Here is a 19,125-nt window from a genome sequence, read left to right on the forward strand (position 1 = left end):
AGTATCCTCCCTCTAAATTCCAAGATGCTTTGCCTGAAGCTCTGTATCTTTTATTAGGTCCTTTATAGTCCCATCATGCACAGTTCTTCCCTCGTCGATAATATAGTATCTTGATGCTACTGCACAGGCTAAGGCAAAGTTCTGCTCTACTAACAGAATAGTACTTTCCTTGCTGATTTCTCTAAGTGCTAGCCCTAATCTTTCAATAACTACTGGTGCTAGCCCCTTACTAGGTTCATCAATTAGTATAATCTTATTATCATTTAATAAAGCTCTAGATATAGATAGCATTTGTCTTTGTCCCCCGCTAAGGGTTTTAGCTAATCTTTTATAGGCTATTTTCAGGTCAGGAAACAGGTCAAGTACACGTGCTAATCTATCAAGTGTTACCTTGTCTTCCTTCCACATTGCAATTTTTAAATTCTCTTCAATAGTTAATTCATCAAATACTCCATAATCCTCTGGAACGTATCCTATTCCTTTTTTTGCTATATGATAAGTTGGTACCCCAACGATTGATTCACCATCTAACATAATAGATCCACTTCGGGTGTTCACTAGTCCCATTATTGTTTTTAAAAAGGTGGTTTTCCCTGCACCATTCCTACCTAAAATAGCTATGGCCTCACCTTTATTTACTTCTACATTAACACCCTGTAAAATAGTATAAAGTCCGATATATGATACTAAATCTTCTGTTTTAAGAATTGATGTCATCTAGAACCCCTCCTCCCAGATAAGCCTTAAGAACCTCAGGATCTTTTGAAACTGCTTCTGGATCCCCCTCAATAAGCTTCATTCCATTAACTATAATAATTAATTTGTCTGAAAGGGTCTTTACCATGTCCATCTTGTGCTCAATCAAAATTATAGTAGTTCCCTGCTTCTTCGTTTTTTGAAGTATGTCTATCATAGTTGGTACTTCTTCTATAGCCATGCCGGCAGTAGGCTCATCTAATAATAGTACCTCTGGGTCAAGAGCTAAAACCATACCTAATTCAAGCTTTCTCTGCTCACCATGACTTAATTCACTTGCTTTAAAGTCTTTTTTATCCTTTAATAGTACTCTTTCTAGGATTTCTTCTGTCTTTTCGTTTAACTGACTATATTTCCTATGATCCGTAAAAATCTTATATCCTACATTTTCACGAGCCTGCATAGATAATCTAACGTTTTCGTAAGCTGTTAAGCTTGGAAAAACATTTGTTAATTGAAACGACCTGCCCATGCCCATTTTTACTCGGTCAATAGGGGACAGACTTGTAACGTCTGTCCCTTTGAAAAAGATTTTTCCCTCTGTAGGCTTTAAAAGACCACTCATTAGGTTAAATAAAGTTGTCTTTCCTGCCCCATTAGGTCCGAGTATGGTAGTAAACACGTTTTTCTCTAATTCGAGATTAACCTTGTTTACCGCTTTATGGGCTCCGAAACTTATGCCTAAATTTTCAGTACGAATTAATGTTTCACCCATTTCATACATCCTTTCTGCTATTAGCCATTTCTATTGGTTTTAACGCTTTGCATCAGCTGGAACTGTTATTGCTGGTGCTATATCTTCAGCTGGTATTTCACGTACTAGTTTTGGTACTGGATGGTCTACGCCATCTACTTCTGTAAGTACGATTTCATACAATGGTTGTATTGCTTGATGGTCTTCTTCACGGAAGTATCTCTTACCAGTAGGGCTATCAAATTCCATTCCCCTCATGGTTTTGATTAGCTCTTCTGCATCAGCATTTCCGCCAGTTTTTTCTAAAGCTGTAACTACTGCCATAGCACATGCCATACCACCAGATGTAAATAAATCTGGAACTGAGTTATATTTTTCTTTATGTTTTTCAACTAGCCAATCATTAACAGGGTTTTGTGGAACGCTGTTATAATATACAGTAAATCCAGGCATACCTATCATTGGTTGCATCATTCTTAATGCTGCAATTTCTGGAGCACCTGTAGTAATTTTAATTCCATGGCTTTCAAGGTCAAGCTCCATTAATTGTCCCCATGGGTTATTAGCTCCAGCCCAAATAACGTATAGATAATCTGGTTTTGCTTCTCTAATTCTTAATATATAAGGAGTAAAGTCTGTAGTTTCTGCTGGTGGGAACTCTTGATGAATAAGCTCAGCTCCACCATCTTGTAATGCACCAACAACTGGGTCAACCATTGAACGTCCAAATGCACTGTCTGGTGCTAATGTAGCAACCTTCGCACCTGGCTTATTGTTAATAATAACGTTTGCCATAGCTTTAGCATCCTGTGCTGAGTTTCTTCCTGTACAGAATGTATATCTATTCCAAGCAGGTCCAGTTAAAAAGTCTGCAGCTGCAGGATCAATAACTATTACTTTTTTGAATTCTTCTGCAAGCTCTAATATAGCAGCAGCATCAGATGATGATGCAGGCCCTACTAATATATCTACTTTGTCTACGTCTAATAATTTAATTGCTCTTTCTCTAGCTACATCAGGTACAGTAGTAGTGTCTTCCCAAATAACTTCTATCTTTCTACCTGCTACTTCCATAGTTCCCTTTGTTGCATATTCTAATCCTAGCTCAAAGCCTCTTTGCATTTGTTGACCATAATCTTGTAGGGCACCACTCAAAGATGTAATTCCCCCGATTCTAATAGGTTCGCTTTTGTCTACGCCACCAGTTGTCTTGCCTGCACAACCTGTTAAGAACAGTGACAATGCAAACGTTATCACTAATAGTAAAGAAATTGCTCTTTTCAAAATAAAACCCTCCTTAAAATTATATGTTTATTTTTTATAAATTTTAGGTTTTAAGACCTTGTCTAAAATAAATTGCAATTCTTATGCCATTTGATAAGAATTGATGCAAAGTATTTTTCTCTTAGCTTGTCTGCTTTTAAAATAGCCTTGATAATTAGTGCTTTATACCTAAAACCCCTGTTGATTTATTTGTTATAATTTTGAATTTTATTTTCGAAGTATATTTCTAGGTATAATAATTTTGTATATTACTAGGAGTTTCCTGTGTTTATTTCGTACATGTGTATGGATTTCATACACATTCCATTTCCTTATAAATAACAAGATATTTTACTTTTCTTTAAAATTTCTCCAATAATTCTTTTTTATTTTACCTGTATGTAGCTTATTTACCTACTTAAAAAGCACTGTGTGTTTTTTATACACTACTTATGGCTCAATACTCTCTATAAAGGTTAATGATTCTTAACCTTATTTTGGTGGCATTACTGTAGCTACACCATCAAGAACTATGTCCCCATTTTGATTTATGCAAGTAGTTCGTAATTTCAGTCTATTTTTTTCTGTTACAATTTCAGTTACCTCAACTTCTGCCTTTATAGTATCTCCTATTCTAACAGGTGCAGTAAATTTTAACTCTTGCCCCATATATATTGTACCTGGCCCAGGCAGCTTCATTCCTAAAACTGCAGATATTAATCCAGCAGTTAGCATTCCATGTGCAATCCTACTTTTAAAGAATGTATCTTTAGCATATTCTTCATTTATATGGGCTGGGTTTAAATCCCCTGTTATACCTGCATAAAGATACACATCTGTTTCAGTGATTGTTTTCTGGAAAAAAGCCTTCTCTCCCAATTTTAGCTCCTGTATTGTTTTACCTTTCATTTTATTTCCTCCTTTCTTTTTTACTCTGTTAAATAAATTATGCAATTATTGTACCAATTAAAATACAAAACAGCCTTTTATATTATTTGTATTTAACTGGCAATAAAAAAAGGAAGAAATTATTCTTCCTTGATTTTAGTTTTATGAAATTCCATACTTCTCTAGCTTATCATACAAGCTAGAACGACTTATCTCTAGTAGCTTAGCAGTTTGTAGCTTGTTCCCATCAGTATATTCTAAGCATCTTGCTAAGGCTTCTTTTTCCGTATCTTCAATTATGTCCTTTAATGGTCTTATAGGCCCATCTACTATTCTTCTTGTGTGCTGCTTTAAGTATATTGGTAGATGGACAGGTAATATAGTATCTGAGTCAGTTAGATTAATAGCTCTCTCTAGTACATTTTCCAGCTCTCTAACATTTCCTGGCCAGCTATGTCCTATTAAGTGCTCCATAGCATTCTCAGATATATTAGATACATATTTCCCAAGCTGATTTGAAAGCTTATTAAGTAGTATTGAAACAAGCTCTCCAATATCTCCATGCCTTTCTCTTAAAGGTGGTATCTCTATAGTCATTACATTAAGTCTATAGTATAAATCTTCTCTGAATTTTCCTTCATCTATTAACTGTCTTAGGTCTTTGTTAGTAGCAGCAATAACTCTAACATCAACCTTTACTATATTGTTCCCGCCAACTCTTTCAAATTCTTTTTCTTGTAAAACTCTTAATAGCTTTGCCTGCATTTTAAGTGGCATGTCTCCTATCTCATCTAGAAAAATGCTTCCTCCATTAGCCAGTTCAAACTTACCTATTTTTCCTCCTTTTTTAGCACCTGTAAATGCTCCCTCCTCGTATCCGAAAAGCTCTGATTCTAGAAGCTCTGAAGGTATTGCTGCACTATTTACTTTAACAAAAGGAGAAAAATTTCTCACACTGTCATTATGTATCGCATGGGCAAATAATTCTTTCCCAGTACCACTTTCTCCTAGGATCAGTACATTAGAGTTTGTTTGAGATGCTCTTCTCCCTATGAATTTTGCAGCTGACATTTTTTCGCTGTTGCCAATTATATTGTCCCAGGAATATTTAGCTCCGTGCATTTCCTTTAGCTGGTTTTTGTACAGATAAAGCTCTGTTTCTAAAAGCTTATTTTTTTCAATAATATCCCTAAATTGATGAAGGTCTTCAAAAAGTACCATTCCAACTCCATATTTTATTTCTCCGTTTTCATCAAGAACAGGAAGTCTATGTACTATTGCAGTATGTCCATTTTCAAAGGTATGCTTCCATGCTATTTCCGCTTTTTTAGTTTTAAATACATAGGGAAATCTAGAATACTTGTCTACTTCTAGTACAGGCTTACCTATTATCTCTTTCTTAGAAAAACCTAGGTAATCTGCAAAAACTTGATTAATCATTCTAACTCTGCTATCTTTGTCTAGCAAAATAAATGGTACAGGAAGGGGATCAAATATTTTGTTCATCATTGTAATAAAGTATTCACTTAATATAGAATCTTCACTTAACACTAATGAGTTATTATGTAGGTTTTGGAATTCTTTAGCTCCTTCTTGCATTTTAGTGTTTATTTGCTTTCCACTCAACAAAGTCACCTCCGATAGAACGTTTTCCTAATAAAAAACCTAGTAATCTAGTTATATATTAACACAGTAGCAAACAAATAGCGACTATGCTTTGTGTTTTTTTCATACACATTTTAATTGGCATTTGTTTTCCTTCTCAAAAAAATAGAACTGTCACCTTTTAATACCGGTGACAGCTCGGAGGATATTAAGTAAACCAATACTTAATTAGATAAAATCTTAGAATTAATATTTATCTGGTGAATTTTTGTCATCCCTTATTAATATTATAGCACTACTCCACCTGTAACTTCTAATACAGCTCCTGTAATGAAGCTAGCCTCATCAGATGCCAAGAAAGTATAAGCATTTGCGATGTCTTCTGGTGTTCCTAATCTTTTCAGAGGAGCTTTGTCCTTCATCATGTCTAATACTTTTTCAGGCATTTTTTCTGTCATTGGAGTTAGAATAAATCCTGGTGCAACTGCATTGACACGTACACCTTTTTTCCCAAGCTCTTTTGCCCATGTTTTTGTCATACCTATGACTCCCCATTTTGTAGCTGCATAGTTTGTTTGTCCAAAGTTTCCATATACACCAACTACTGATGAAGCATTTAATATTACTCCTCCACCTTGTTCTGCCATTACTTTTGCAGCTTCCTGTCCGCAATTATATACTCCCTTTAGGTTTACATTAATAACTCTATCAAATTCAGCTTCTGACATTTTAACTAATGTATTATCTGCAGTAATTCCAGCATTATTAACTATTATGTCAAGTTTTCCATACTTTTCAACTGTTTCTTTAACCATTTTGTTAACGCTTTCCAGACTGGTAACATCAACAATTGCTCCTATAGCTTCTCCACCCATAGCTTTAATTTCTTCTACTGTTCTGTCAACATCTGCTTGGCTTATATCTGCTATTACTACCTTTGCTCCTTCCTGTACAAACTTTTTAGCAGTTGCCTCGCCTATACCCCTGCCTGCACCTGTTATTATTGCTACTTTGTCTAATAATTTCATTATTCTTCCTCCTTTAAATATATAATTTAATAATTATTTCACATCAATATCTATTTTATATAAGCAAAATGCGTGCCACATGTATTTATATTTTAATATTCTATGGAATTTCCAATATCAGTGAATATTGTGAATATTTTCACGTGTTTTAGTGAATTTTTAAATACTCATTTTTTTGTCCAGAATTAATACACTTTTTGTAAAATTATATCTTAACCCTTGGTAAATAACAGGTTTGTGTTTTATATGTATGTTTTTTAGTACATTTGTATGAAATCTAACACATAATGGATGTCTAGATTAACTTTAAGAAATTTGTAAGAAAAATGAAGAGTATATTGTAAAAACTTCCTTATACAATTAATGCATAAATAATAGACCAAAGGGGGAAAAAATGAAAACTAACATTTATGTAATCTACGGTGGAAAGTCAGTTGAACATGATGTTTCCTTGCAAAGTGCATTTTCTATAATCAACTCTCTAGATAAGGCTAAATATAATGTTTATCCAGTATATATCACTAGGGAAGGGGTCTGGTGCAGTACAAAAATAGTTAAGGAAACAATAACTGAGCTAAAGGAGCTTAAGCATTGCAACTTTAATAGCATTTCGGGCTCTTTAGGAGATTTTTTATCCAAGCATTTCAAAAAAGGTGAAAAAAGTATTGCTTTCCCAGCTCTGCACGGATCAAATGGTGAAGATGGAACAATTCAGGGATTATTTGAAATGTTAAATCTTCCCTATGTAGGCAATGAAGTTCTTTCATCAGCAGTGGGAATAGATAAGGTTATGATGAAGGATTTACTATCTTTAGGTAATATACCTCAAGCAAAGTATACTTCTCTCCTCCTTCATCAATGGCAGGAAAACGAGGAAAAAGCTCTAGAAGAAATTGAAAATATTATTGGATATCCTTCCTTTGTTAAGCCTGCAAGGCTAGGCTCTAGCGTTGGCATCAACCGGTGTAAAAATAGAAATGAATTAATTAGTGCAATAAAAGAAGCCTTTCTTTATGATCATAAGCTTATTATAGAAAAAGAAATAATCGGAAGAGAAATGCAAATAGCTGTAATAGGTAATAACTGTCCTAAGGCTTCTGTAGTAGGTGAATATATACAGGAAAGAAAGTTCATGGATTATAATGCTAAATATGTGGATGGAAGGCTAGTTCCTGTTATTCCTGCTCCTTTGTCTGATAATATAAGTGAGGCTATGAGGCAAACTGCTATCAAGGCCTTTAAGCTACTAAACTGTAAGGGGCTTGTAAGAGTGGATTATTTTGTTACTGCCCAAGACGCATATTATATTAATGAAGTAAATACTATGCCAGGCTTCACTAAATATAGTATGTTTCCTGCTCTCTGGGAAAAAACAGATGGCACCAGCTATAGTGAATTAATCCAAATATTAATAGGTTTAGGATTTGCTAGACATGAACAGAAGAACTCTATTTTGCATATGAGGTGGGAAGCATGATAAGTCGTGTATTAAAGGAAATAGAAATCATGGCAAAGGGTCATGGTCTCAAAGGGGAGTATGAAGAAATTAAAATAAAGGGTGTTTCCACAGACTCTAGGAGAATAAAATCTGGTCAGTTATTTGTTCCTATTGTCGGAGAGAATTTTAATGGGCATCAGTTTATTAGTGATGCTATAGAAAAAGGAGCAACAGGAGCAATTTGGTGTGAAAGTGAACCTATTCCAGATATAGATTTCCCATTTATATTAGTAAAGGATACATTAACCTCTATTCAAGAACTGGCAAAAGCATATAGAAATCAGTTAGATACAAAAGTTATAGGCATAACAGGAAGTAATGGAAAAACTTCTACTAAGGATATTTTAGCTAGTCTATTGAAAACTAAATATAAAACTCATAAAACCTTTGCTAATTTAAATAACCATTTAGGAGTTCCATTAACAATTTTAGAACTAGAAGAAGATACTGAAATGGCTGTAGTTGAAATGGGCATGGATCACCTTGGAGATATCGAGTTACTAACTTCTATTGCTTCTCCTGATGTAGCTGTTATTACTAATATTGGTGAAGCTCATTTAGACTACTTAAAAACAAAAACCAATATTGTTAAAGCAAAGCTTGAAATTTTAAAAGGCTTAAATCCTAATGGTTTATTTGTATATTTTGGAGATGACCCTTTGTTAAGTAATACTATTAAGAATATGAATACTAATTATAAGACAGTAACCTTTGGGAAAAATCTAACTAACACATATATTCCCGAAATCATATCTATTGAGGAAAATGGCACTTATTTTAGGTTAGATAAATTAGACTGTCCAACTTTCTTTTTGTCTATGGTTGGTAAGCATCAAGTATATAATGCTACTGCTGCAGTTACAGTGGCCAGGTATTTCGGAATATCTCTTGAGCAAATTCAAGAGGGCTTATCAAAGATAGAGGTTACAGGAATGAGAAACGAGCTAATATATACTGAAAAATATACGATTCTAAATGATTCATATAAATCTAATCCTACAAGCCTATTATCAGCATTAGAAACTCTATATAGCTTTAAAAATTATAAGCAAAAGATTGCAGTCCTTGGTGATATGAATGGTTTAGGCATTGAAGAGATAAATATGCATATGGAGATTGGAAAGAAAATTGAACCTGATAAAATTGATTACCTTATTACAATAGGTTCTCTTGCAGCAAACATAGCTAAGGCTGCAAAATCAAGATTCCCTGATAATAGAGTTTTTTCCTTTACAAATAAAGCTCTTCTAGTAGAAAAGTTAAAAGAAATTATTCAATATAAGTCTATGGTATTAATCAAAGGTTCTCGTGAACTTAAACTAGAGGATATTGTTAAAGCATTAATCTCTGAAAATCCATTGGAAAAGGAGGTAATATAAATGGATACCTCTATACTTCATAGAGATACATGGTTAGAAATACATTTAGATAAAATTGAAAATAATATTAAGCAATTACGTGAATATTTGCCTCCATATGTTAAATTTATGGCAGCAGTAAAGGCAGATGCATACGGACATGGTGATTTGCAGGTTGCAAAAATAGCTTTAAAGGCAAATGTAGATGCACTAGCTGTATCCATATTAAGTGAAGCCTTATATTTGCGTAAGAATGGTATTAAAGCACCTATTTTAGTACTTACACCTATACTCCCTAGTGATGTGAATATTGCAATAGAATATGATATATCCATTACTGTTTTTCAGCTTTCTTGGCTTAAAGAAATGAGACTATATAAAGTAGGCAGAAAACCACTTAAAATACACTTAAAAATAGATACAGGCTTAGGTAGAATTGGTTTAAGAAATAAGGAAGAGCTAGAGGCTATGCTACCACTATTAACTAAGGAGGATATAGTCATAGAAGGAGTATATACCCATTTTGCTACAGCAAACAGTAAAAACTCTGCCTATTTTAATAAACAGCTGGAGGCATTTTCAGACATGGCTCAATGGATAAAATCCGAAGGTCTAGATGTGTCTATTTTCCATTGTGCCAATAGTGCTGCAGCCTTAAAGTATAGTAACAGCTTTTTTGATATGGTTCGCATAGGTGTAGCTATATTTGGAATATATCCATCTGAAGATATAAGAAAGACAACTCCAGTACATTTAGAATCGGCACTTTCTCTACATTCAAAGCTACTCTGTGTTAAAAAAATGAAAAAAGGAAGCTTTGTAGGATATGATACTGCTTATGAAACAAAATCTAATGAATGGATAGGAACGGTTCCTATAGGCTATGCAGATGGGTGGTTCCGTTGTTTTCAAGGCTTTCATGTTCTAGTAGATGGACAAGAAATGCCCATCATAGGCAAAATCTGTATGGATCAGTTCATGGTTCGTTTACCTGAAAAATATGCTATAGGTACTCCTGTAGTATTGATTGGCAAGGATGGAAGTAATGAAATTACATTAGAGGACCTTGCTAATCACATAGGCAGTGTTCCCCAGGAAATCCCTTCTATGATTACTTATAGAGTGCCAAAGGTTTATTATTATAAAGGTAAGATTGTTGAAGTATTGACAGAAAGAAGCTGGCAGCCTAGTAAATATCCATTTAATAAAGCTATAGCCGATGCTAAATAAATACACAAAGACCATAAAAAAAGTAATCCCTATAATTTGTACAAAAGGGCGCTTTTTATATGGTCTCCATGTTTAACTTGTTCTTTTGAATTATCAATGAAGGATTAAGCCTCCGGATATGAACATCATCCCAATATTAAAGCCTATGTGAGCTATTATACAGCTTTCTAATCCAAGCTTTTTATACATTCCTCCCAATACTAATCCTACAGGAAATATCTGAACAAACTTAACCCATTCAGGATTTAGAACATTTGCATGTGCAAAAGTCCACAATAATGATGAAAAAGCAATTGATATCCAATATTTATGATTCTCAAGCTTGAATTTATTCGCTAGATAATTAGGTATTACAAATCGGAATGTTATTTCTTCAATAATAACAGTAGCCATAATGATTAATATAATACTTATAGAAGGTGGACTGCCAAACTCATTAAGCCCTCCTGTTCTTTCTAAAACCATCTTATAGGTCTCTGAAATTCTTGGAGAAGTGAGTTTAAATAGACCATATGAGAATGCCACTGTTCCAACAATTACAGTCGCTACATTTAAAGAGTATTTTTTTATATTTATTTTTTCTATGCCCTCATGACTAAAAATTTTTCTTAGTAAAGGCAAATCTATCAAGCCTAATCTTTCACATAAATGCATTCCTACACATGTGTGAATATATATTTTTATAAGATTTATTGCAAATAACAGCATAGTGGGTACTTCAAATCCTCCACCTAAGATTATTAAAATACCACATGCTGCAGACATAAATATTCCATATTTAATATAATAGTTTACTTCTTTAAGATTTTTAAAATAATACACTAGTATTGCAATGCCTATCACAAAATTAAATATTAATAATAATGTTGAAATAATAGTTATCACACTCCCTAATGAATATTGATCTCCTCTTATATTATATGTTACCTAATTATAAAAAGCATTGCAACATTAGCAATTAATACTTCACAGAAACCATTATGGATATCATATTATTAAATCACTAATAGCGAAGCAATCTAATCCAAGCATCTGCCTGGCATATAATCAACTTTGTATATTCATTCCTATATAATCTCCTCTTGAAAAATCAGGCTGAAATCCGGCTGCCTTTATTCTTTCTTCTATGCAGTATCTGCACTCTGCTGCTTCGTCTCCCGTACATATTTTGTTATCATAAAGAGAGTAGTCTTTTCTTACAGATATAGGTGAAAGATTGGGCATAACTACATTGGCTCCTGCTTTAAGGCCTTTTTCCCTTCCTAGAGAGTCTATGGTTCCTAAGGCTGTAGTAGCAGGAAGCAAAGCTTTAGGTAGTAGGAGTCTAACTATTGCTATCATTAAAACCGTCATATCTAAAGCACCTGCATTTTCATCTGCAAAAATAGTGTCACTATGAGGTATAAAAGGTCCTATGCCTACCATATGAGGCTCCAATTCCTTTAAAAACAACAGGTCGTTAGCTAAATTCTCTATTGTTTGATAAGGAGATCCTACCATAAATCCTGCTCCTACTTGGAAGCCTATTTCCTTTAAATTATATAGGCTTTTCTTTCTATTAGAAAGACTCATGTTGTCTGGATGAAGCCTTCTGTAATGATCTTCTGTAGCAGTCTCATGTCTCAATAAATACCTATCTGCACCTGCCTGAAAATATTTTTTATAGCTTGAATAAGATTTTTCACCCATAGACAATGTTATTGCACAATCAGGATATTTGCTTTTTATACTATCTATTAAATCAACCATAATATTATCTGTATAATATAAATCCTCTCCGCTTTGTAGTACAAAGGTTCTAAAGCCTAGCTCATATCCACTTGCACAGCAATCTAATATATCTCCCTTTTTCAATCTATATCGTTGAGCATTAGAATTGCTTCTTCTTATACCGCAATAATAGCAATCGTTTTTACAATAATTACTGAATTCTATTAAGCCTCTAAAAAACACTTTCTTGTCGTAGTAGACTTCTCTTATGCTAGAAGCAGCCTCTAAAAGCCTATTGTCTATTCCATTAATATTTTCTCTTATTAAAGCTATTAGCTCATCCTTGTCAAGAGAATGAGTGTTATATAATTTATCAATCATAAAAATTTCCTCCTATGCCTTGTTAAAAATCTCACTACATCTTGGCAATATGCCATTTAAATGTGCTAATAATACGCCATAGTTAGTTACAGGAATATTTTTATCCTTACATATGGCGAGTCTATTAGTTACAGCTTTTTTATTTAGCATACATCCTCCACAGTGAACTACCATATGATACTCCTCTAAATTATCTGGGAAATCATATCCTACACAATAATCAAAGCTAAGCTCTTTGCCTGTATATTTTTTCATTAATGCTGGTATCTTTACTCTCCCTATATCTTCATGAGTATGATTATGAGTGCAGGCTTCAGCCATAAGTATTTTTGAATTGTTCTCTAAACTATGAATTTTTTCTGCTCCCTCAATAAGAAGCCCTATATCTCCCTTTTGTCTTGCTAGTAGCATTGAAAAGGATGTAAGAGGTATTTCCTTAGGAACAATGGTACTTACTAATTTAAATATTTGAGAGTCCGTAACTACTAAGTCTATCTTTTTTAACTCTTTTAAAGCTTCAGGTAGCTCGCTTTCCTTTGTTACAAAGCATTTGATATTATGGTCTAGACAATCCCTTATAAGCTGAACCTGGGGTAATATTAATCTTCCCTTTGGTGCAGCAGAATCAATAGGAACAACTAAAATTACTGTGCTATTTTCTTCTAATAGATTCCCTACAATGGTTTCATCTTCATCCTGAAGCTTTTCTAGCTCTTGGGCTATTTTCCTCTTTAGAAGGGATACATCATTTTCATTAGAGCTATCTACAAATATTGAGTCCTTATATTTGCTTTTAAGCTGACTTTTTTCTATTTCAGGCACCATATCCCATTTAGTAAAAACTAATATATAGGGTATGGATTTTTCTTTAAATAATCTAACTGTTTTTTTATGATTATCTTCATCAAAGGCACTTGCATCTACAACATAAATAGCTAAATCTGTACGATTAAGTATGTCATTAGTTCTTTTCATCCTCTGCTTTCCAACTTGACTAATATCTTCAAAGCCAGCAGTGTCAACTAAGGCAATAGGTCCAAAAGGAATAAGCTCCATAGCCTTTACTACAGGGTCAGTTGTGGTTCCTGGCTGTGACGATACAATTGCCGCATCTTGCCCTAAAATAGCATTAAATAGGGAAGATTTCCCTGCATTTACATTGCCAAATAATGATACATGCTTTCTTGAAGCAATTGGAGTTTTCTGCATTTGGTTTCCTCCTTATATATATAAATCTCTCTCACCTTTTTTAAGCTTCTCTATGTTATCCATAACTAATTGTCTAACCTTCTCGTCTTGAATTTTAGGTATTTCTCTTTGAATAATTTTTTCTACTTTCGCCTTAAATTCTTTATCTCCATAGTCTAGCATATACTCGTATAAAGTCATGAGACCATTGGGCACACAGACATTTTTAATATTTCCTGATTTAGCTAAGGACATGAATCTATCTCCAGTTCTACCTTTTCTATAGCAGGCAGTACAAAAGCTTGGAATTAGTTCATCGTCTACAAGCCAATCAATTATCCTTGCCGCACTTCTATTGTCTGTAACCTGAAACTGTGATTTGTTATGCTCTCTTGCAGTGTAGCCTCCAACCTCTACTGTTGACCCTGCGCTTATTTGAGAAATACCTATTTTAATAAGTTCCTTACGCATATCTATGCTTTCACGAGTTGACAATATCATTCCTGTAAAGGGTACTGCTAATCGTATAATAGCTACAATCTTTTTAAAGGTTTCATCATCTACAATATGCTTATACATAGATAAATCAGCACCTTCAGCTCCACATATTCTCGGTACGGAAATAGTATGAAAGCCTACACCATATTTTTCTTCTAAATGCTCATTGTGAAGCATAAGTCCTAAAACCTCAAAATATGGATCATATAGTCCAAATAAGACTCCTCCGCCCACATCATCTATTCCTGCTTCCATGGCTCTATCAAAGGCAGTTAAGTGATATTCATAGTTCTTTTTTGGGCCTGACATATGCATATATTCATAGGTTGGCTTATGATAGGTTTCTTGAAATAATATATATGTTCCTATGCCTATTTCCTTTAATTTTCTATAATTTCCAACTGTTGTAGCTGCAATATTCACGTTAACTCTACGAATTTCACCATTTTCAAGCTTCATATCATATATAGTCTGCATGCAATCTAATATATAATCTATACTGCAATTTACTGGATCCTCTCCAGCCTCAAGAGCTAAACGCTTATGTCCCATTTTTTCTAAAATAGCTACTTCAGCTCTTATTTCCTCCATAGTCAAGCGACGTCTAGGAAATTCGTTGTCATGATTATATCCACAATATCTACAGCGATTTACACAGTAATCGCTTACATATAGGGGAGCAAACATAACTATACGATTTCCATAGATATGCTCTTTAATCTTTCCTGCTATTTGAAATATTCTCTTTATATGCTCTTTGTTATCTGTCATAAGTAGTGCAGCAACTTCTTTATGAGTAAGCCCCTTGAATTCTGCTGCCTTATCTAGTATTTGATCTATTTCGTTTTTTGTTATTTTTTTAACACTTTCGAGTAAATCGTTAATATATTTTTCGTCTATAAACATATTTATCTCCCCTTTATATTTCTTTTTTAGAAATGGCTGTCTTCACAATTACATGAGGTATATTGCCTAGCCTTCCTGTTAGACTATTGATTTCATTTAGTTCTCCAATTACTACAATTGAAATTATGGCAATTTTCTCTTCTGAAAATGGAATGCCTAATCGTCCTTTTATAATCCCTTTAAAGGATGAAACCACGTTATTAAATTCCTGCTGTACTAATTCCGGTTCCTCTAATATGGCACTTATGGCTGCTATTTTTTTCATATTTTATCCTCTCCTATTTTTAATCAAAAATATAAAACGCACCTTCCCTCAGAAAGATGCGAATAGTAAACATATGCCATTAACCACATGTCATTCATATTATCCGTCACCTTTCAAATCAGAGCATAGCTCTTTTTCGTTAGGAAATAGGGTATTGTGAACATCTATGGAAAGATTTCTCTTGCCTTAGATGAACTGTATTTAATATCATATTATATTGTTGATATTTTTTTGTCAATAATTAATGCAAAATTAGCTTTTATATTTCTATAAAAGCCTTTTTTCAATAAATATATGTCAATATTTCAATTTTCTCAGGTTCTTTATAATAAGCTCTATTGTAATTTAGCTTGCCATCATCATCCCAGCTTATAAGTCTTAGAGAATATTCTGACGTACCTTTGTCTATTAACTGTTTTTCTTTTGTTTCTATGTTAAGCAGATATACGTCTGTAGTTCCCTCTAGCTCAGTTTCTACTACTGCTTTTACCTGGCTTTCCTGTATCATAGCTATGTGTTTTGAATCAGGTGACCAAAGAACTCCATCTATATAGCCAATGTTATAAAGCAATTCCTTCTCCTTTACATCGACAACATAGCCTCCCCTAGCCACTGAGGTGCCCACATCTGCAATAATATATTCATTATTTGGAGACCATTTAAATTCGCAAATAATATCATTTACATCATCTATCCTTACTGGTTCATGATTACCAGTCTGCCATAAATACATTTGGCTTTCTCCATCTCCATTATCTATTGCAAAAGCAACTTTAGATTTGTCAAAGCTCCACTGAATCACAATAATATCTTTTTTAGCATTCAATATATTATCTATGGTGATATAATCACTTTCCTGTAGCTTAAATGCTTCTATGCTTTTTTCTTTTAGAGCCTCGGATACTTGGCTATCTTTATCCTGTTCAACAATTCTAATTATTTTTGCAGTTGCCTGCACTGGATAAGATTCTGCAACTGGACCTTCAAAGGTAACTTCTACTATCATTCCTTCTTTAAAATGTTCTGCAGAAGCCTTCTCTTTTGTTTTACCTATATATATTTTTGTGCTATTGTCTATTCTTATACTTGCTTTATCATAGGATGTATCTTCCTCAAGCTCCCCTTCAACCATTATACTGGAAATTTTATCGGACATGTTTATGCCAGTAATTGACCCTCTTATATCTACTTTTTCTTCTTTTTGACAGCCAGTAAGGGTTATAATCATTATGATTAAGGCTATAAGTATGAATTTTTTATAGTTCATAAATAGTCCTCCTTTTCTATTGTTAGCTTATTAGACCTTTGTATTGTTAGTTTTGTTCCCTTTTAGGCTATATTAAACTTTTCTCAAAATAAATAGATGAGTTATATTGTCTTTCCACAAGATTTACAGAATTTTGCATCCTCATCATTAAGCGCACCACATTGTCTGCATTTTATTTTTATTATTTCCTTTGTTTCTCTTTCAGCGTTTTCTCCCTTTATGTTCTTAACTACATCTATATTTTCAATGACATCATTTATCATTTTTCCCTTTGCAGCATTAAAAGGCTGTAAGTCTTCTCTTGCCTTTTCTGGATCTAAAATAAGTCCTGAGCCTGCAACACCTTTTGCCCCTATACTAACAAGTACATTTCCTATAATAATACATATCATCCCTACTACTGCTCTTAGAAAGAAGGTTGGTGGTCCTCCAAAGCTTGAGTTCATATCTATTGCAACTGTGATAAATGAGGAAAGAAACAAAATAACTCCTAGCACTATAAGTCCTAATCCTACATAGTAAATGGATTTTCTTTCTTTAGAAATTTTATTTGACATTTTATGACCCCCCAGTCTGTATTTATTCTTAAATTTATTTTTTCTATATTAGGATTGTTTTTAGAGAAGATGCTGTCTGTATAAGTAGTAATTTTTTTCCTTAAAATAAAAACAAGACTATTGTTGAAAATAGAACTAGAATAACTAATATTATAGAGCCAATATTCTTTGTATTATTTCATCATATTTACTAGTATAACTGTTTAAAAGCAATCAATCAAATAGATACTATTCTAGCTCTAAATTATGTTATTTTATCCATATTGTTTAATTGCTTTATTTAACTATTTCTTTAAGTAAGCCTTTATCATACATATATTTTTTTGGTTTATTGGGCTGAAAGTATATCTCAAACAGCTTTTTATCTCTATCCTTTAGAATTGATGACTCTGCTCCTATAGATTCATTAATGTCACAAGCATAAATTTTATTTTCATCTAATATGTATATTTTAGTTTGGGGAATTGTACCTAAAGTTGAAACAATTTCTTGCTTACCATCGTTATCTAAGTCAATTTCTGTTGTATTCCCATCTACTTGTATTATAGACCCCTGGAAATCTTCTTGTGTAAACCAATAAAATGCCTGGGCATAACTTGTGCCTAGTATTCCATAAATCTTTATTGCTTCCTTTCCGAATACTTGGACTTCTTCTATACCCATTAAATCTTCTGGTGTATTTTCAACGGATACTTCACCTATTTGATAATATTTATCCCTTAAATTAATTCCACCATTTATTTGACCGTCTTCTTTATCTTTAAAAATTAGTACCCTAGCCCCATTATCAATTGTTCTCTCTTGAATAATTTCATCAATAGTGTCCAATTGCAAATCATTGATTCTAACTTTGTTAGCTTCAATAAAAGCTAAAGGAAGCGTGCTATTTTCTGGTTTACTGCATCCACTAAGCAAGAATACTAAAATCAACAACATTATCCATACTTTAACCTTCATATTTTCCCCCCTTATGATAAGAAACAACTATTAAAATCTTATTTTTGTGCAAGGAACAGCAAGTGATTGCTCCATCCTAAAAACTCTGGCTTTTCACTATAATAGAAATGAAAATTGAGCCACAGCTCATAGCTTTCTTCGTCCATATTATTTATTTTGTCCGCCAGCAATTCACTTAGTCCATCTGCTGCAACTTCAGCCACAATTGTTAGTCCTGATTTTTTGATTAATTCTCTCGCTTGATCAACAGTTGCAAATACAAAAGGAAAGTCTTTTACCTTGAAGGTTTTATGATTATATTGCTCTCCTTTTAAAAAGCCTGATTGATAGCACATGGTTTCCGTTACAATGACCATATCATTGCTAATAAAAGCAAAAAACATTATGCCATCATTTTTACATACTCGTTTTACTTCTTCAATACATTTGAAGCGATCTTCTATGTTCTCCAAATGATATAAAGGGCCAAAGCACAATACAATGTCATAGTTATTATCCTCAAGTTTAGAAAGCTCTAAAGCATTACCTTGAAATACTTTAAGCTTCATATCTGGTCTTTTCTTTTCTCTAATACGTTTCACATGCTTTTCAACTAGTTCTATCGAGGTCACCTCATAACCTTTTTCTGCAAAGTACAAGCTATGTTCCCCAGCACCTGCTCCTAAATCTAAAATTTTCATTCCAGGCTGTAAATGTTTTTCAATTTGCCTAACTGTAGTTAAAAACTCAACTCTAGTTGCTTTGGAAGATAACCTGGAATCTTCATCAAATATTTCATAAAGAGCTGAAACCCTCTCTTCTTCACTTTTAATTCCTAATAAGTCTTCTATTTTCAATTTATAGTCACCTCTGCTAATTTAATTGATTGATTCACACAAATAATATCTAGACGTCAAAATCAAACTCTATTATTCTCCAGCCTTCCTCTAGTTCCCTAAAATATAAATTCAAAAAGGTTGGCGGACTAACCGGTTCATTATATTCGTCCACATAGAATTCTCTTATATGAATTACATATGTATTATTCTCTTCATAATATCCATATCCTTGAATAACCATATCTTCATATCCAATTT

The 19,125-nt window shown here is 33.3% G+C and carries 19 protein-coding genes; 3 read left to right on the top strand and 16 right to left on the bottom strand.

What is annotated here, in order from left to right; translation table 11 throughout:
* Window positions 1-12: 12 nt before the first annotated feature.
* From BLV37_RS06000 to fabG, 6 genes are all read right to left on the bottom strand, one after another.
* Complete coding sequence (locus tag BLV37_RS06000; RefSeq protein WP_091728682.1) at window positions 13-717, bottom strand: ABC transporter ATP-binding protein; 705 nt, start codon at window positions 715-717, stop codon at window positions 13-15.
* Entirely contained in the window at window positions 701-1,471 is a 771-nt protein-coding gene (locus tag BLV37_RS06005) for an ABC transporter ATP-binding protein (protein ID WP_091728685.1), read from the bottom strand. Before BLV37_RS06005 ends, BLV37_RS06000 begins: the two co-directional genes overlap by 17 nt.
* A 39-nt stretch (window positions 1,472-1,510) precedes the next feature.
* A complete protein-coding gene (locus tag BLV37_RS06010; protein ID WP_091728687.1) occupies window positions 1,511-2,734 on the bottom strand; it encodes a substrate-binding domain-containing protein in 1,224 nt (407 codons plus the stop codon).
* Window positions 2,735-3,205: 471 nt separating this feature from the next.
* On the bottom strand, window positions 3,206-3,622 hold the full coding sequence (locus BLV37_RS06015; RefSeq protein ID WP_091728690.1) for a MaoC family dehydratase: 417 nt from the start codon (window positions 3,620-3,622) through the stop codon (window positions 3,206-3,208).
* A 141-nt stretch (window positions 3,623-3,763) separates the two neighbouring features.
* Window positions 3,764-5,227 (bottom strand): sigma-54 interaction domain-containing protein, encoded by a 1,464-nt coding sequence (locus BLV37_RS15425; RefSeq protein ID WP_280140112.1) that lies wholly within the window; start codon window positions 5,225-5,227, stop codon window positions 3,764-3,766.
* Window positions 5,228-5,493: 266 nt separating this feature from the next.
* Window positions 5,494-6,234, bottom strand: a complete 741-nt coding sequence (gene fabG, locus BLV37_RS06025) for a 3-oxoacyl-ACP reductase FabG (protein ID WP_091728692.1) — start codon at window positions 6,232-6,234, stop codon at window positions 5,494-5,496.
* 394 nt (window positions 6,235-6,628) lie between these two features.
* Between fabG and BLV37_RS06030 the strand changes: the two genes are divergently transcribed.
* Genes BLV37_RS06030 through alr form a run of 3 tightly spaced genes read left to right on the top strand, consistent with a single transcriptional unit; the run spans window position 6,629 to window position 10,320 of the window.
* On the top strand, window positions 6,629-7,711 hold the full coding sequence (locus BLV37_RS06030; RefSeq protein WP_091728695.1) for a D-alanine--D-alanine ligase: 1,083 nt from the start codon (window positions 6,629-6,631) through the stop codon (window positions 7,709-7,711).
* Window positions 7,708-9,111: a UDP-N-acetylmuramoyl-tripeptide--D-alanyl-D-alanine ligase gene (locus tag BLV37_RS06035; protein ID WP_091728698.1), complete on the top strand. Its 1,404-nt coding sequence runs from the start codon at window positions 7,708-7,710 to the stop codon at window positions 9,109-9,111. The genes BLV37_RS06030 and BLV37_RS06035 overlap by 4 nt, the downstream gene beginning before the upstream one ends.
* Window positions 9,112-10,320 carry an alanine racemase gene (gene alr / locus BLV37_RS06040; RefSeq protein WP_091728700.1) on the top strand — a complete coding sequence of 403 codons (1,209 nt, stop codon included), beginning with the start codon at window positions 9,112-9,114 and terminating at the stop codon, window positions 10,318-10,320.
* 93 nt (window positions 10,321-10,413) lie between these two features.
* On the opposite strand, the gene BLV37_RS06045 is transcribed toward alr, so the two are convergent.
* From BLV37_RS06045 to BLV37_RS15005, 10 genes are all read right to left on the bottom strand, one after another.
* Window positions 10,414-11,205 (bottom strand): CPBP family intramembrane glutamic endopeptidase, encoded by a 792-nt coding sequence (locus tag BLV37_RS06045; RefSeq protein ID WP_091728702.1) that lies wholly within the window; start codon window positions 11,203-11,205, stop codon window positions 10,414-10,416.
* 162 nt (window positions 11,206-11,367) lie between these two features.
* Window positions 11,368-12,411 (bottom strand): [FeFe] hydrogenase H-cluster radical SAM maturase HydE, encoded by a 1,044-nt coding sequence (hydE, locus tag BLV37_RS14995; protein ID WP_176967888.1) that lies wholly within the window; start codon window positions 12,409-12,411, stop codon window positions 11,368-11,370.
* 12 nt (window positions 12,412-12,423) lie between these two features.
* Window positions 12,424-13,620, bottom strand: a complete 1,197-nt coding sequence (hydF, locus tag BLV37_RS15000; protein WP_176967889.1) for a [FeFe] hydrogenase H-cluster maturation GTPase HydF — start codon at window positions 13,618-13,620, stop codon at window positions 12,424-12,426.
* A 12-nt stretch (window positions 13,621-13,632) separates the two neighbouring features.
* Window positions 13,633-15,003 carry a [FeFe] hydrogenase H-cluster radical SAM maturase HydG gene (hydG, locus tag BLV37_RS06055; protein ID WP_091728705.1) on the bottom strand — a complete coding sequence of 457 codons (1,371 nt, stop codon included), beginning with the start codon at window positions 15,001-15,003 and terminating at the stop codon, window positions 13,633-13,635.
* A gap of 13 nt (window positions 15,004-15,016) precedes the next feature.
* Window positions 15,017-15,268, bottom strand: coding sequence for a TM1266 family iron-only hydrogenase system putative regulator (locus BLV37_RS06060; protein ID WP_091728708.1), 252 nt, complete (start codon window positions 15,266-15,268; stop codon window positions 15,017-15,019).
* Between the two features lie 283 nt (window positions 15,269-15,551).
* Window positions 15,552-16,535: a DUF3221 domain-containing protein gene (locus tag BLV37_RS06065; RefSeq protein ID WP_091728711.1), complete on the bottom strand. Its 984-nt coding sequence runs from the start codon at window positions 16,533-16,535 to the stop codon at window positions 15,552-15,554.
* A 101-nt stretch (window positions 16,536-16,636) separates the two neighbouring features.
* On the bottom strand, window positions 16,637-17,092 hold the full coding sequence (locus tag BLV37_RS06070; RefSeq protein WP_091728714.1) for a zinc ribbon domain-containing protein: 456 nt from the start codon (window positions 17,090-17,092) through the stop codon (window positions 16,637-16,639).
* Window positions 17,093-17,368: 276 nt separating this feature from the next.
* Entirely contained in the window at window positions 17,369-18,049 is a 681-nt protein-coding gene (locus BLV37_RS06075; protein WP_091728717.1) for a putative periplasmic lipoprotein, read from the bottom strand.
* Window positions 18,050-18,087: 38 nt separating this feature from the next.
* A complete protein-coding gene (locus BLV37_RS06080; RefSeq protein ID WP_091728720.1) occupies window positions 18,088-18,885 on the bottom strand; it encodes a class I SAM-dependent methyltransferase in 798 nt (265 codons plus the stop codon).
* 49 nt (window positions 18,886-18,934) lie between these two features.
* Complete coding sequence (locus tag BLV37_RS15005; protein WP_176967890.1) at window positions 18,935-19,108, bottom strand: hypothetical protein; 174 nt, start codon at window positions 19,106-19,108, stop codon at window positions 18,935-18,937.
* Window positions 19,109-19,125 lie beyond the last annotated feature (17 nt).

Source organism: Proteiniborus ethanoligenes (genome assembly GCF_900107485.1).
Classification (GTDB): Bacteria; Bacillota; Clostridia; order Tissierellales; family Proteiniboraceae; genus Proteiniborus; species Proteiniborus ethanoligenes.

Coding starts and splice junctions, on each gene's coding strand:
- BLV37_RS06005 (WP_091728685.1), bottom strand. CDS start 1,471: ATGGGTGAAACATTAATTCGTACTGAAAATTTAGGCATAAGTTTCGGA.
- BLV37_RS06035 (WP_091728698.1), top strand. CDS start 7,708: ATGATAAGTCGTGTATTAAAGGAAATAGAAATCATGGCAAAGGGTCAT.
- BLV37_RS06015 (WP_091728690.1), bottom strand. CDS start 3,622: ATGAAAGGTAAAACAATACAGGAGCTAAAATTGGGAGAGAAGGCTTTT.
- BLV37_RS06065 (WP_091728711.1), bottom strand. CDS start 16,535: ATGAACTATAAAAAATTCATACTTATAGCCTTAATCATAATGATTATA.
- BLV37_RS06075 (WP_091728717.1), bottom strand. CDS start 18,049: ATGAAGGTTAAAGTATGGATAATGTTGTTGATTTTAGTATTCTTGCTT.
- fabG (WP_091728692.1), bottom strand. CDS start 6,234: ATGAAATTATTAGACAAAGTAGCAATAATAACAGGTGCAGGCAGGGGT.
- BLV37_RS06070 (WP_091728714.1), bottom strand. CDS start 17,092: ATGTCAAATAAAATTTCTAAAGAAAGAAAATCCATTTACTATGTAGGA.
- hydE (WP_176967888.1), bottom strand. CDS start 12,411: ATGATTGATAAATTATATAACACTCATTCTCTTGACAAGGATGAGCTA.
- BLV37_RS06000 (WP_091728682.1), bottom strand. CDS start 717: ATGACATCAATTCTTAAAACAGAAGATTTAGTATCATATATCGGACTT.
- alr (WP_091728700.1), top strand. CDS start 9,112: ATGGATACCTCTATACTTCATAGAGATACATGGTTAGAAATACATTTA.
- hydG (WP_091728705.1), bottom strand. CDS start 15,003: ATGTTTATAGACGAAAAATATATTAACGATTTACTCGAAAGTGTTAAA.
- BLV37_RS06030 (WP_091728695.1), top strand. CDS start 6,629: ATGAAAACTAACATTTATGTAATCTACGGTGGAAAGTCAGTTGAACAT.
- hydF (WP_176967889.1), bottom strand. CDS start 13,620: ATGCAGAAAACTCCAATTGCTTCAAGAAAGCATGTATCATTATTTGGC.
- BLV37_RS15005 (WP_176967890.1), bottom strand. CDS start 19,108: ATGGTTATTCAAGGATATGGATATTATGAAGAGAATAATACATATGTA.
- BLV37_RS06060 (WP_091728708.1), bottom strand. CDS start 15,268: ATGAAAAAAATAGCAGCCATAAGTGCCATATTAGAGGAACCGGAATTA.